The 13,476-nt window shown below is 42.9% G+C and carries 11 protein-coding genes; 10 read left to right on the top strand and 1 reads right to left on the bottom strand.

From position 1 onward, the window contains the following. The first annotated feature begins 161 nt into the window (after positions 1 to 161). The 9 genes from rplM (at position 162) to ACFEL9_RS13230 (ending at position 8,837) form a co-directional block, all read left to right on the top strand. Positions 162 to 605 (top strand): 50S ribosomal protein L13, encoded by a 444-nt coding sequence (rplM, locus tag ACFEL9_RS13190; RefSeq protein WP_276503802.1) that lies wholly within the window; start codon positions 162 to 164, stop codon positions 603 to 605. A gap of 51 nt (positions 606 to 656) precedes the next feature. Continuing rightward, a complete protein-coding gene (gene rpsI, locus ACFEL9_RS13195) occupies positions 657 to 1,046 on the top strand; it encodes a 30S ribosomal protein S9 (RefSeq protein WP_385890688.1) in 390 nt (129 codons plus the stop codon). Positions 1,047 to 1,144: 98 nt separating this feature from the next. Then, entirely contained in the window at positions 1,145 to 2,059 is a 915-nt protein-coding gene (rpsB, locus tag ACFEL9_RS13200) for a 30S ribosomal protein S2 (RefSeq protein ID WP_385890690.1), read from the top strand. Between the two features lie 125 nt (positions 2,060 to 2,184). Then, the gene (gene tsf / locus ACFEL9_RS13205; RefSeq protein ID WP_385890692.1) at positions 2,185 to 3,021 is read left to right on the top strand and encodes a translation elongation factor Ts; all 837 of its coding nucleotides are present in this window, start codon (positions 2,185 to 2,187) and stop codon (positions 3,019 to 3,021) included. A gap of 242 nt (positions 3,022 to 3,263) precedes the next feature. Beyond that, complete coding sequence (gene sdhC, locus ACFEL9_RS13210; RefSeq protein ID WP_385890695.1) at positions 3,264 to 4,067, top strand: succinate dehydrogenase subunit SdhC; 804 nt, start codon at positions 3,264 to 3,266, stop codon at positions 4,065 to 4,067. A 295-nt stretch (positions 4,068 to 4,362) separates the two neighbouring features. Further along, positions 4,363 to 6,177 carry a fumarate reductase/succinate dehydrogenase flavoprotein subunit gene (locus ACFEL9_RS13215; protein WP_385890697.1) on the top strand — a complete coding sequence of 605 codons (1,815 nt, stop codon included), beginning with the start codon at positions 4,363 to 4,365 and terminating at the stop codon, positions 6,175 to 6,177. Between the two features lie 237 nt (positions 6,178 to 6,414). Next, on the top strand, positions 6,415 to 7,356 hold the full coding sequence (locus tag ACFEL9_RS13220; RefSeq protein ID WP_385890700.1) for an alpha/beta fold hydrolase: 942 nt from the start codon (positions 6,415 to 6,417) through the stop codon (positions 7,354 to 7,356). A 94-nt stretch (positions 7,357 to 7,450) separates the two neighbouring features. After that, the gene (locus ACFEL9_RS13225; protein WP_385890703.1) at positions 7,451 to 8,203 is read left to right on the top strand and encodes a succinate dehydrogenase/fumarate reductase iron-sulfur subunit; all 753 of its coding nucleotides are present in this window, start codon (positions 7,451 to 7,453) and stop codon (positions 8,201 to 8,203) included. A gap of 139 nt (positions 8,204 to 8,342) precedes the next feature. Beyond that, the gene (locus tag ACFEL9_RS13230; protein WP_385890705.1) at positions 8,343 to 8,837 is read left to right on the top strand and encodes a hypothetical protein; all 495 of its coding nucleotides are present in this window, start codon (positions 8,343 to 8,345) and stop codon (positions 8,835 to 8,837) included. A gap of 147 nt (positions 8,838 to 8,984) precedes the next feature. On the opposite strand, the gene ACFEL9_RS13235 is transcribed toward ACFEL9_RS13230, so the two are convergent. Beyond that, positions 8,985 to 10,016, bottom strand: coding sequence for a GntR family transcriptional regulator (locus ACFEL9_RS13235; RefSeq protein WP_385890708.1), 1,032 nt, complete (start codon positions 10,014 to 10,016; stop codon positions 8,985 to 8,987). Between the two features lie 330 nt (positions 10,017 to 10,346). Here ACFEL9_RS13235 and ACFEL9_RS13240 point away from each other — a divergent pair, with 330 nt between their 5' ends. Then, positions 10,347 to 13,457 (top strand): SusC/RagA family TonB-linked outer membrane protein, encoded by a 3,111-nt coding sequence (locus tag ACFEL9_RS13240; protein WP_385890711.1) that lies wholly within the window; start codon positions 10,347 to 10,349, stop codon positions 13,455 to 13,457. Positions 13,458 to 13,476 lie beyond the last annotated feature (19 nt).

The following is a 13,476-nucleotide window of genomic DNA, read 5'->3' on the forward strand; positions in this document are numbered from 1 at the left end:
GGTTCGGTTTAAAATACCTTTGCCTTTTCTTGGAAAATTGAGTTGGTCGGGCCTATCTTCGCACCCCCAAAAAATAGCATTAGCTAGGGGTGCTGCCGGGGGATGGCCCGGTGGTAATTTTAAAACCTGCTGTGATTTGATCGCAGTGCAAAGATTCAAGAATGAGCAAATTACATTTCACTACCAAGCATGCGAATGCGGCTACCGTGCAACGTAACTGGTATGTTGTAGACGGTACTAATCAAACCGTAGGACGTATGTGTGCAAAGATTGCCGCTATCCTACGCGGTAAAAACAAAGCTTCTTACACCCCCCATGTTGACACAGGTGACTATATCATCGTGATCAACTGCGAGAAAGTTGTACTAACCGGTAACAAACTGGATCAGAAAGTATATGACACTTTCAGTGGTTATCCAGGCGGTCGTAAAGAAGAAGTAGCAAGAAACCTCATCAACCGCAGACCAGAAGTGGTGATTGAAAGAGCGGTAAAAGGAATGCTTCCTAAAAACAGGTTGGGTCGCCAGATGTACAAAAAACTGTTTGTATATGCCGGTGCCGAACATCCGCATGTTGCACAACAACCTAAAGAGCTGAAGTTTTAATTCTTAAATCTAAAATCTCTCCCGGTAAAAGCTGGGACCAAATAACAAATAATGGAAAAGCAAACAACAGGTGTTGGACGTCGTAAAGAAGCAGTGACCAGGGTATTTATTACCAAAGGAAACGGTACCATCACTGTAAACGACAAAGATTACAAACAATATTTTTCACTGGTGTATTTGCAAAACCAGGTGGAGCGTCCTTTTAAAACTATCGATGCTGTTGGCAAGTTTGATGTAAAGATCAATGCTGATGGTGGTGGTGTGAAAGGCCAGGCTGAAGCAGCAATGCTGGGTATTTCCCGTGTGTTGGTTGAACTGAACCCTGATTTTCGTCCTGCTTTAAAGGCAGCTGGCTTGTTGAAACGTGACCCACGTTCTGTTGAACGTAAGAAATTTGGTCATAAAAAAGCGAGAAGAAGCTACCAGTTCAGCAAACGTTAATGGTTGGGGTTGCGAGATGCGGGATGGAATTTTTATCCCGAATCCCGAAACTCGTGTCCCGTATCATCTCATTATTCAAAATATTATAACAATAGAAAATGGAAAATAACACTTCACTGCAACAGCAACTTCTTGACGCCGGTGTACACTTTGGTCACCTGAAAAAGAAGTGGAACCCCAAGATGTTACCTTACATCTTTGCTGAAAAGAAAGGTATCCATATCATTGACCTGAATAAAACGGTTGAGTGCCTGCAGGAAACTGCGGCTGCTATGAAGCAGATTGCACGCAGCGGTAAAAAAATACTTTTTGTTGGTACAAAAAAACAAGCGAAAGACATTGTTAGCGAATGTGCTAAAAAAGTAAACATGCCTTTCGTTACTGAGCGTTGGTTGGGTGGTATGTTGACCAACTTCAACACGGTTCGTAAAAGCGTTAAGAAAATGCAGAGCATTGAAAAAATGCTGGGCGATGGTTCTTTTGACAGCATCACCAAAAAAGAGCGTTTGACCTTGAGCCGTGACCGTGATAAAATGGATAAAGTGTTAGGTGGTATCGCTCAATTGGGTCGTGTGCCTGCTGCTTTGTTTATCGTTGACATTGGTCATGAGCATATCGCTTTGGCTGAAGCAAAACGTTTAGGTATTACCACTTTTGGTATCGTTGATACAAACTGCGATCCTAATAAAGTTGATTTTGCTATCCCCGGTAATGATGATGCGACAAAGTCTATCGCTATTCTTGCAAACTATCTTACTGCTGCTATTGCAGAAGGATTAGCAGAACGCCAGGCTGCAAAAGACGAGGATACAGAAGATACAGTAGATGATGATGCAGAAAAAAGAGCAGCCCGTTTAGAAGCGGAAGCACAAGCTGAAGGTGGTCGTGGCCGTGGTGGTCGTGGCGGTGGCCGTGGTCCTGGTGCTGGTGGCGGAGCAGCCGGTGGTCAAAGACGTCGTACAAGTGGTGGTGGTACACCCGGTGGGCGTGGTCCTGGCGGCGGCAGAAGATAAAAGAGCAGGAAGTCAGAAGTCTGAATTCAGATGACTGAATGGGTATGGCTATTATCAATTAAAATGTTTAACTGGATGTGAGTGATCTTTCCGACTTCTTACATCCGACTTCAAACTTCAATATTATGAGCACAGTAACTATTAGTGCAGCAGATATAAATAAACTACGCCAGGCCACTGGTGCTGGTATGATGGATTGCCGTAAGGCTTTGACTGAAACAAATGGTGATTTTGAAGCAGCTATCGACTGGTTGCGTAAGCAAGGCCAGAAAGTAGCGGCTAAAAGAAGTGACCGTGAAGCAAAAGAAGGTGTTGTTATCGCACAAACTACTGCTGATAACAAAACAGGTATCGTGGTTTGTGTAAGTTGCGAGACTGACTTCGTTTCTAAAAATGCTGATTTTATAGCGTTGGTTCAAAGCATCGCTGATACAGCTATAGCCAACAATATTAAAACGGTTGAACAGTTAAATGAGGCAACAGTAAATGGTGCTAAGATTGCTGATCTTATCAACGATAAGCTGGCTTCAATTGGCGAAAAAATTGGCATCACTAAATATGAAAGAGTAGAAGCTCCTTATGTTGCTTCTTATATACACGGTGCTTATCGTATTGGTGTGTTGGTTGGTTTAAGTAAAGAAGCTGCTGAAGTAGGTAAAGATATCGCTATGCAGATCGCAGCACTGAATCCTGTAGCTGTTGATGCGGCCAGCGTTCCTGCTGATGTAGTGGCCCGTGAAAAAGCCATCATCATGGATGTAATGAAAGAAGATCCAAAGATGGCAGGCAAACCGGAAGAAATGTTGTCAAAGATCGCCGAAGGTAAATTGGGTGCTTTCTTTAAAGAGCAAACACTCACAGCGCAAGCATTTGTAAAAGATGCCGGTAAATCGGTTGCTGACTACCTGAAAGAATCTGGCGATGTGAAAGTCACAGAATTCAAAAGAGTAGCCCTGGGATAAAATAATAAGGCAATCTTATATTAAAAGCGTCTCAATATGGGACGCTTTTTTAGTTTGGTCGCTAATGGAAAATCAAACCAGCGGAGCAGCCCTTAATCGCGGTCTGTAGTTTATTGGGTAGCAATTTTTTTCTTCTGTATCTCAGCATTTTTTGAATTACCTTAGAGAACAGATTTTGCGTACTTCTCTTATTCATTGACAAGTTGGGTGTTAAGATTTTGTCCTTAATAACACACAGTGTTATGGCTGAAATAAACTTAACAGGTAAACACCAGGGTTTTGGTCACACCAATCGGAAAGATGGTTGGTGGTTGCGACCATTGATTGTCTTTGTCTGTCTCTCCGCTTTCGTCATCTATGCTACATGGGCCGCATTCCAGGGTGAGCATTATTCATTCGGGTCTTATCTATCACCTCTTTATTCGCCGGAACTTTTTGGTGATTCACCACATAGCTGGTTCGGTGCGAAGCCCCGCTGGTGGCCGCAGATATTACCATGGTCCCCTGCACTGCTGATATTATGGGCGCCGGGGTTGTTTCGGTTAACCTGTTATTATTACCGTGGAGCTTACTACAAAGCATTTTGGGCTGATCCTCCTGCATGCACCGTCACCGAGCCACGGAGAACGTATCGCGGTGAAAATTCTTTTCCATTGATCATACAAAATGTACACAGGTATTTTCTTTATATCGCTTTATTCTTTTTGCTTTTTCTTTCTTATGATGTTTGGAAGGCATTGTGGTTTACAACTCCTGGTACAGGTGAAAAAACATTTGGCATTGGAGCAGGCACATTGGTGTTAGCCATCAATGTGGTTTTTCTGGGCGGATATACATTCGGTTGTCATTCTTTGCGCCACGTGGTAGGTGGATTTATGGATCGTCTTTCCGGAGCGCCTGTTCGACGTAAAGCATATTGGTGTGTAAGTTGTTTCAACCGGAAGCATATGATATGGGGCTGGATGAGTTTGTTCTGGGTTGCGTTTTCAGATATCTATGTTCGTTTGTGTTCGATGGGGGTGTGGAGTGATTGGAGAATAGTGTAAAACCGGCCCCACCTAAATCCTCTCCGCCAATAGGCGGAAGGACTTGCTAAACACAGCCCATGCAGCCTCCTTCCGACTTCCCCCGGTAGGGGAAGCCACCAAAGCACAGCCCCCGCTTTTTGGATATGCATGAAAGTAAATGCTTTCCGAATGTGGTGAGTAGAGATATATAGTTGATGTGGTAGATATGAAGTTAATTAAAGAGTTGCAGTGCCGCCGCCTCTCTTTTGGAGAGGAGGAAGGGAGGTGAGGCCGAGAAGAAATCCCGGCCCCCTGGTCAATAAAAACCTTGTGCATGCCATCATTCGATACATACAATTACGATGTGCTTGTTATTGGAGCGGGTGGCGCTGGTCTTCGAGCTGCTATAGAGGCTGCTGCTAATGGCGTTTCCGTTGGTTTGATCTGCAAATCCTTGTTGGGTAAGGCTCATACGGTAATGGCCGAAGGAGGAATTGCAGCAGCCTTGTCCAATGTAGATGAACGGGATAACTGGAAAGTACATTTTGCGGACACGATGCGGGGAGGACAATACCTTAACGATTGGCGAATGGCAGAACTGCACGCCAAAGAAGCTCCTGACCGTGTGCGGGAATTGGAGGCATGGGGTGCACTATTCGACAGAACAAAAGACGGCCGCATTTTACAACGTAATTTCGGCGGTCATAAATATCCCCGCCTTGCACATGTAGGCGACCGCACAGGATTGGAAATGATCCGAACACTACAGGATCATGGTATTCACCAGGACATTGCCGTTCACATGGAATTTACCATTATAACATTGCTGAAAAATGGTGAACGGGTGGCGGGTGCTTTTGGATACGACCGGGAAAAAGGACAGTTTAAATTATTTCGGGCCAAAGCAATTGTAGTGGCTACCGGTGGTATTGGCAGGGCTTTTAAAATCACGAGCAATAGTTGGGAATATACTGGCGATGGTCATGCATTGGCATATCATGCAGGTGCGGAATTGATGGATATGGAGTTTGTACAATTTCATCCCACCGGTATGGTATGGCCTCCCAGTGTCAGGGGCATCCTGGTAACGGAAGGAGTTCGGGGCGAAGGAGGAATTTTGCTTAACAAGGAGAATAAGCGGTTTATGTTTGATGAAATCCCGGAATTATATCTCAGCCAAACGGCAGACAACGAAGAAGAAGGCTGGAAATATACACAAGGCGATCGGGCTGCAAGGCGGCCACCTGAATTGCTGACCCGGGATCATGTAGCACGTTGTATTGTTCGTGAAATAAAAGAAGGAAGGGGTAGTCCTCACAACGGAGTATTTCTTGATATTTCCTGGATCAAAAAGAAACTTCCCAATGCCGCGGAACATATCAAGAAAAAATTGCCCAGCATGTATCACCAGTTTAAAAAGCTGGCCGATATAGATATTACCAAAGAAGCGATGGAAGTAGGGCCTACCACTCATTACATGATGGGTGGTATTCGGGTGGATGCCGATACACAAATGTCAACAGTACCGGGTCTTTTTGCTGCAGGTGAAGCTGCCGCTGGTTTACATGGTGCGAACCGGCTTGGAGGTAATTCACTTTCCGACCTGTTGGTTTTTGGAAAACGTGCCGGTGAATTCGCGGCACTATTTGCCAAAGAAAATGGACAGACCATTATTATTGATGAACATGAAATAGCAGCGATTGTTAGGAGGGTGCTGGAACCATTTGCACGAACGGAAGGAGACAATCCTTTCCAGGTGCAATATGATCTGCAGGGAATGATGCAGGATCTTGTCGGCATTGTTCGTAAAGAAGAGGAACTATTGACAGCAATGGAAGAATTGAAAAAGCTGTGGCGACGCTCCAATAAAGTGAAAGTGATTGGAAACAGGGAATATAATAACGGATGGCACACTGCATTGGATCTGCAAAATTTATTGACTGTTTCGGAAGCCATTACCCGGGCGGCTATTGAAAGAAAGGAAAGTCGCGGCGCACATTTTCGTGAAGATTACCCGGAAAAAGATGAGCAAACCGGCCAATGCAATCTTATTATTTTGAAAGGAGAAGATGGACAGATGAAGGTGAAGCGGGAACCACTGCGTGAAGTTCGTGCCGATCTGAAACAGATAATTGAGGAAATGAAGTAAGTGAAAAGTCAGAAGTGAAAGTCGAAAATCGGAATAATATTTAAAATTTCAGGTAGAAGACTGCTGATAATAAACAGGGACTTTTGTATAAAGAAGCTTAGGCTTTAAACTCTTAGAGATCAGTTTATCTTAAACAAAATCATTCGGGAAATGAAATAACAGTATAAGCGGAAAGAATCAGGTACCTGGCTGAAAACCCAAATCAAATTTTTTATAAACCAGGTTAAAATAATCATTATGAAAAGGAATTTTTTCCCGCTGATCTTCTTGCCGCTACTGTTTTGTTTGGGATCATGCAATAATAGCGATACTGGTAAGACAACACAAATCGAAGCTGCTGCGGCTCCTGAAGTCAAAAGCATTTTTATTAATGGCGACAGCATTCATTACATTGACGTTGGGAAGGGTGATCCTGTGGTGTTTGTTCATGGTGCAGTGGGAGATTACCGCACTTTCGGGAAACAAATGGAGGAATTCACCAAAAGCCACCGGGTAATTGCTTATAGCCGCCGCTTTGCTTATCCTAATCAACAAACGATAAATGACTCGGCCAGGTTATCAGCTGTTTCTCATGCCAGCGACCTTGCTGAACTTTTAAAGGCATTGAAACTCGGGCCGGCGAACCTGTATGGACATTCTTACGGCGCCGATATTGCCTTATTGACCACTATGGATCACCCGAAACTTGTGAGTAGCCTCATATTGGGCGAGCCATTTATTTCATCACTGATGCAGCAGGTACCGGGTGGCGATACTATTCTTAATAACTTTATTACAAAAGCTTTCGTGCCTGTTGTGGAAGCATTTAAAAACAATAATAATGAAGAAGGGGTTAAAGGACTTGTCAACGGTGTAATGGGTGATAGTTTATATTATAACAAGCTTCCGCAAAAGGATCGTGATATTATGATGGCCAATTTTCATGAAGTAAAAGGTGTTTTGCTCGGTAAAGATAATTTTCCGCCGGTTGGATGCGATGATGTTAAAAAAATAAAGACCCCGGTTTTATTATTGAAAGGTGATAAATCGCCTATAGTTTTTTCATTAATGATAGATGAACTGAATCGCTGCCTGAGCAATAAGGAAGTGGCAACACTTGCAAACACTTCGCATGGATTGGAATATGAGAATCCGGCTGAGTTTAATAAAATAGTGCTTGGGTTTATAGATAAGCAGTAAAAGTTTAAGCTCTTTTGATAGAAATTATCAGACAAATAAGGGGATTCGAATTAAAGAACCATAAACTATAAACCATAGACCATAAACTTTTCGTATGGCAACAGCAACCTTTCAAATATGGCGGGGTGATGCTTCCGGCGGAAAATTTGAAACTTATTCTACTGAAGTTGCTGAAGGCATGGTGGTGCTCGATGCCGTGCACCAGGTACAGGCGGAACAGGTTAATGATCTGGCGGTGCGCTGGAATTGTAAAGCCGGCAAATGTGGCTCTTGCTCGGCGGAAATTAATGGCCTGCCTAAACTTATGTGCATGACCCGGCTCAGCGATCTTCCCCTTGATAAGCCGGTATTGCTGCAGCCCATGAAGACGTTTCCATTGATTAAAGATCTGGTCACCGATGTTTCATGGAATTTTATAGTAAAGAAGAAAATAAAAAAATTCAAACCAAGGCCACCTGATGCGGAAGACGGTACCTGGCGAATGGCACAATCAGATATTGACCGGGTGCAGGAATTCCGCAAATGCATAGAATGTTTTTTATGCCAGGATGTATGTCATGTGCTGCGTGAGCATCAGCTCCATGATGAATTTATGGGTCCCCGGCTTTTAGTATATACTGCGGCACTGGAAATGCATCCGCTTGATGTGGAAGACCGCCTGGAAGATTTAAAAAAAGCAGGCGGCATTGGCTATTGCAATATTACCAAGTGCTGTACATCGGTTTGCCCCGAAGACATTACAATTACTGACAATGCTATCATTCCGCTGAAAGAACGGGTTGCCGATAGATTTTATGATCCTTTGAAAAGATTCTTCCGGATGTTCCGGTCGAAGAAAACTGTCTGACCCGGGTTGCGCCGCCGCGAGAAATTTTTTAAAGGATTATTCCGGGTTTTGAATTTGTATTTCCCGCAGCGATCGCTGTGAAAGACCAGGCGTCACCGCAAGAAACTTTATATTTTTCAAATAATTAAAATGACCAATCATGTTTCAACTAAAAAACATCTCCAGGGACAGCATTCCGGCGGCCCTCGAAAAAGCGGAGCGATACCGGCTGCTCGATGAACCTGACCTGGCTGAAAGCATTTGCCTTGACATTCTTGAAGTGGACCCCAATAATGCCAAAGCCATTATCATTTTGTTGTTGGCCATTACTGATCAATTCAACACTTCTTCGTCGGGTGATGTGAAGCGGGCGCAACAGCTCCTGCCTCGTCTTCAAAGCGAATACGAAAGACTTTATTATTCCGGTATTATCAGCGAACGGGAAGGTATGGCCATTTTAAACAGAATCAGTGGTGGGCAGTTTGCGGTGTATGAATGGCTGAACGAAGCCATGGAGTTTTATGAGAAGGCGGAAGCTATTCGGCCAGCGGGTAATGACGATGCCATCCTGAGATGGAACACCTGTGCCCGCCAGATCATGCGTCATCACCTGCAGCCACTCAATGAGAAATATGTTGAGCCGCCGTTAGAATGATTTAAGCGGAGCGATAGTTTTTAGGCCATGTATTGCAACTGCCCGCAACTTTATTAAAATGCATCGAAAACAAAGGTGCTAAAAGCTATGTATCCTAACTGATGGATCTCACATTTTATATGAAGCAGGTAAGGAGACTAAATAGAATTATAGAGAAGGTCGTAAAGTGATCTTAAATGGCACTTCAAAATGTTCTCTCGAATTTTCTAAAATCATTTGTGCTGTCTTTTCGCCCATCAGTTGAAAGTCGGTCGAGATGGTGGTAATGCCATCCAGTATTATTTTTTTCAGGGGCGTTTCATTATAAGAGATCACGCCGATATCTTTTCCCACCTTCATGGTTGTCGCCAGTATTTTTTCAATCAATACAACGAGATCGTCTTCCATCAGTGTAATAAATACTTCTCCTTCTTTTATGAGTTCTGTTCTTATTTCGTGAACAACCTTATAAGTAAAAGCATATTGATCGCAAAAGCGATAGAAACCCGAGAGTATTTCACCCGGGTGGTAAGTATAGGCCGGAAAAATTATTTTAATAGTGTGATACTTACTTAGCCTGTCAAGTGATTGTTCCAATGCATTATAAATATCCCGTTCAAAGTTTTCATACACGGCCGCATACTTGCCATCTACCCGGGGAACAAGTTTGTCCAGCAGTACCAGTTTATCTTTCGGAATCATGTTGATGGTTTCGTAAGCATTTTCTCCACCTTCCAAAAAGTGTGGTATGATGACATAATGCGTATAATCATTCTTATTGTTTTGTATCAGCCGCTTGAAAAGAGCGAAGTCATTATTATAGATGTAAAAATCAATAGAAGCCATTCCACCGAGGGCATTGGCAAAAGCATCATAAATGATCTTTTTATGCGCACTGAGTTTATTAAAAAGTAAAAAGATCTTGAGTGGCTGATTGATTTCTGTTGATTTGATAAAGTATCCTTTTCCCGGAACGGAGCCCAGTATACCTAAATTCTTCAGATGCTTATAACCTTTTTCCGCCGTGTCCCTTGATATTTCAAATTCAAAGCTCAGCTCATTGATGGAGGGAAGAATATCATCTTTGCCGATTTTCTTTTCGCTGATAGCTTTTATAACAGAATTGGCGAGTTGCAGATATTTTGGAGTAGCAGCGTAATAGTCGATAACAAAGCATTTGAACAGGTCATTCTTTTTCATGGCAATATAAAAGTAAACGAAGTATAACTATTGATCTGAGTATTTACTTTAATGAACGAAAGGTACAATTATTTCCAGCTTACGACAAGCGACAACCCATAGCAACCAACTTAACAAGACGACAATATTTAAGCAGGGTTTCGATTAAAATTTATTGCTTGTTAAGTTGAATCATTAAAAAAATAAACATCATTTCCGTCGACTATATACAAAAAGTTCCGGGAACGATTGCGTAGATTCTTTCAGCTTAACAGGACGGTTCAGGACAATTCTGCTACGGGACGATGATAAATTTAGCATGAATTGCATTTGTCCTTTTAAAACTGCTATATGAAAAAAAAGCGCATCGTGCAGCGGAATGTGTGCATCATTCTGCTTCTATTACTGACTGCACAGTATTCTTTTTCCCAAAACAACTTTAAAGTAACCGGCAAAATAACCGATGAAACCGGGAAGCCAGTGCCGGGAACAACGGTACAGGTAAAAGGCACTGCCTTAGCCACGGCGACTAATACTGACGGCTCTTATTCATTGACGGCGCCATCAGGCAGTTCAACACTGGTGATCACATCAGTTGGATTTGCCGAACAGGAAGTTGGCATTAATAATAAATCAATAGTGAACATTTCACTGGCAAACACTACTGCATCGTTGGAGGATGTTGTTGTGATTGGCTACGCAACGGTTAAAAAGAAAGATGTAACCGGCTCTGTTGCCGGCATTAACCAAAAGGATATCAGGTCAAGGCCGGTTGACAATGCGCTACAGGCCATGCAGGGTAAGGTAGCTGGTGTGGATATTACCTCTAATGAGCGACCTGGCACGGTTGGTAGTATCAGAATTCGTGGTGAACGCTCCGTAAATGCCACCAATGAACCTCTTTATGTAGTTGATAATATTCCTTTGGCCACTGGCGGTATCGAATACCTTAATCCTAACGATATTGAAAGTATAGATGTGCTGAAAGATGCATCTGCTACGGCCATCTATGGTTCAAGAGGAGCGAATGGTGTTGTAATTGTTACTACCAAGCAAGGAAAGTCGGGCAAAGTGCAAGTGAATCTTTATAACTCGGCTACGTTTGAAACCGTTAAAGACTGGGCGCCTATCATGTCTGCTTCTGAATACATTGATTTTCGCCGCTGGGCTGTTTACTACAGTAATCCGGTAGGCCGTCCACGAGGTGATGCGCCAACTATCGCCAACGACCGTGATATTTTTCTGGCTACTTCTGACCCGACTGCCTGGAAAAATATTGCGCAGGGCTGGGCAACAGGTACATGGGATGGCTCAAAAGTGGGCAACACCGATTGGACGGGGCTGGTATCTCAAACCGGACTTACCACAGACAACACCATCAGCGTTAGTGGCGGAACAAAAAATATAAAGGCATATGCTTCATTTGGATATTTGAATAATAAGGGAACTTCTATTGGCCAAAAGTTTACAAGATATTCTGGTAAAGCCAGTGTGGATATACAGGCTACCGAATGGTTTAATATGGGGTTAAATGTAACTGCTACCCACGGCACCCAGGAATTTGGTCAGTCAAATTTAATAATTGGTTCATTTGTAGGTACGCCTGCAAATAGCATTTATAATTCTGCAAGAGGCCTTTTCAAATGGGCTGTGCCCTATGATTCTGCAGGTAACAGAATTATATATCCCGGTGGTGATGTGGCTATTAAAACCGTAGTGGATGAGGAGAAATATACTCAAGATCAGCGGGTAACACTTCGTGCATTTGGTAGCATGTACGCCCAAATGGATTTTGGTAAAATTCATCCCTTCTTGAAAGGATTAAAATACCGTTTCAACTTTGGCCCCGACTTTTCAAATTATACCAATGGTGTTTATATCGATGGTCAGTCCGCCGCAAGCAGTGGTATTAATGGCGCCTCGTTGCAGGAAGCTAAAACTTACTCATGGACACTTGATAACCTTATTTACTATGACAAAGAGATCAAGCGACACAGCTTTGGCCTTACATTACTGCAAAGTGCTACCAAGTATGTTGCTAACCCTGTAAACAGAATAGTTGGTACTGCTGTTCCTTTCGCCAGTCAAAAGTGGTATGAACTGAACAACAGGGTGCTTCCATCCACCAACCTTACTATTAACCGGGTTACTCCACTAACTGAAACCCAATTAAGAAGCTATATGGCCCGTCTCAACTATGGGTTTGATGATAAGTATTTGCTAACTGTATCTGTGCGACACGATGCTGCTTCGCAGCTCGGTGAAGGATATAAGGGTGACATGTTCCCCAGTGCTGCGCTAGCATGGCGTGTAAGTCGTGAGAAATTTATGCAAAATGTTTCGTTTGTGAACGATTTAAAATTCCGCATTGGTGTGGGCGTTACAGGTAACTCTTCTATTGATCCCTATAAAACATTAACTTTTGGTGAACCTTATTTCTATCCGAACGGCGGCAGTGTAAATGCAGCCTCTCTTCCAACTACTGACCTTGGAAATCCAAATTTAAAATGGGAGAAAACAACCCAGTACAATGCGGGTATTGATTTCGGTATATTAAAAAACAGAGTTTCGGGGGCAATTGATGTTTATACTTCAAGAACAAACGATTTATTATTTCTGCAACAACTGCCTACGGTAACAGGATTCCTTAGAACGAATACCAATCTTGGGCAAACTACTAATAAAGGTGTTGATATTAATATCAATACAATTAACACAACCACTAAAAACTTTCAATGGACAACCAACCTGAATGCAAGCTGGCAAAAAGACAAGCTTGTTGAAGGGGCAACGGGGAAAGGCCCTGACGTTCTTAACAACCTTTTTCCTGGCGGACCAATTCGGGTTATCTATGGCTTTGCCTCCAATAGTATGTGGCAGTATGCTGATACAGCATTGTTATCCAAGTTTGGTCAAAACGGCAACAACTTTACTCCGGGCCAGGTAAGACCTATTGACCAGAACGGTGATAATAAAATTGATGCTAACAATGACAGGGTAGTTATCGGTCACACAAGACCCCGCTGGATAGTGGGTATGACAAATAGTTTTACGTACAAGGGCTTCGAGTTGTCAGTGTTCATCTACGGCCGCTTAAACTATTGGTTCAATCAGGGCGGAGAGTCCCAAACGGCCCGTGGAAACCAGCGGCGGATTAACTACTGGACAGAAAATAACCAAAATGCAGAGTACCAAAAACCCTTTTATTCTGTAGGCTCCGGCGATGCATATTCCCCTTCATTAGGATACCTGAAAGCATCGTTTTTGAAAATCAGGAATATTTCAGCTGCTTACAATGTACCCAATAGAATTACAAAGGCAATGCACATGTCGAGCCTGCGGGTTTACTTCCAGGCTACCAATCCAGGTATGATATATTCTCAAATTGAATTCATGGATATGGATGCAGTTTCAACGTTCTCTAACCGTGGATATACATTTGGTATCAATGCCGGGTTTTAACTTCATTAAATTTTGACAA

Source organism: Terrimonas alba (genome assembly GCF_042434975.1).
GTDB lineage: Bacteria > Bacteroidota > Bacteroidia > Chitinophagales > Chitinophagaceae > Terrimonas_B > Terrimonas_B alba.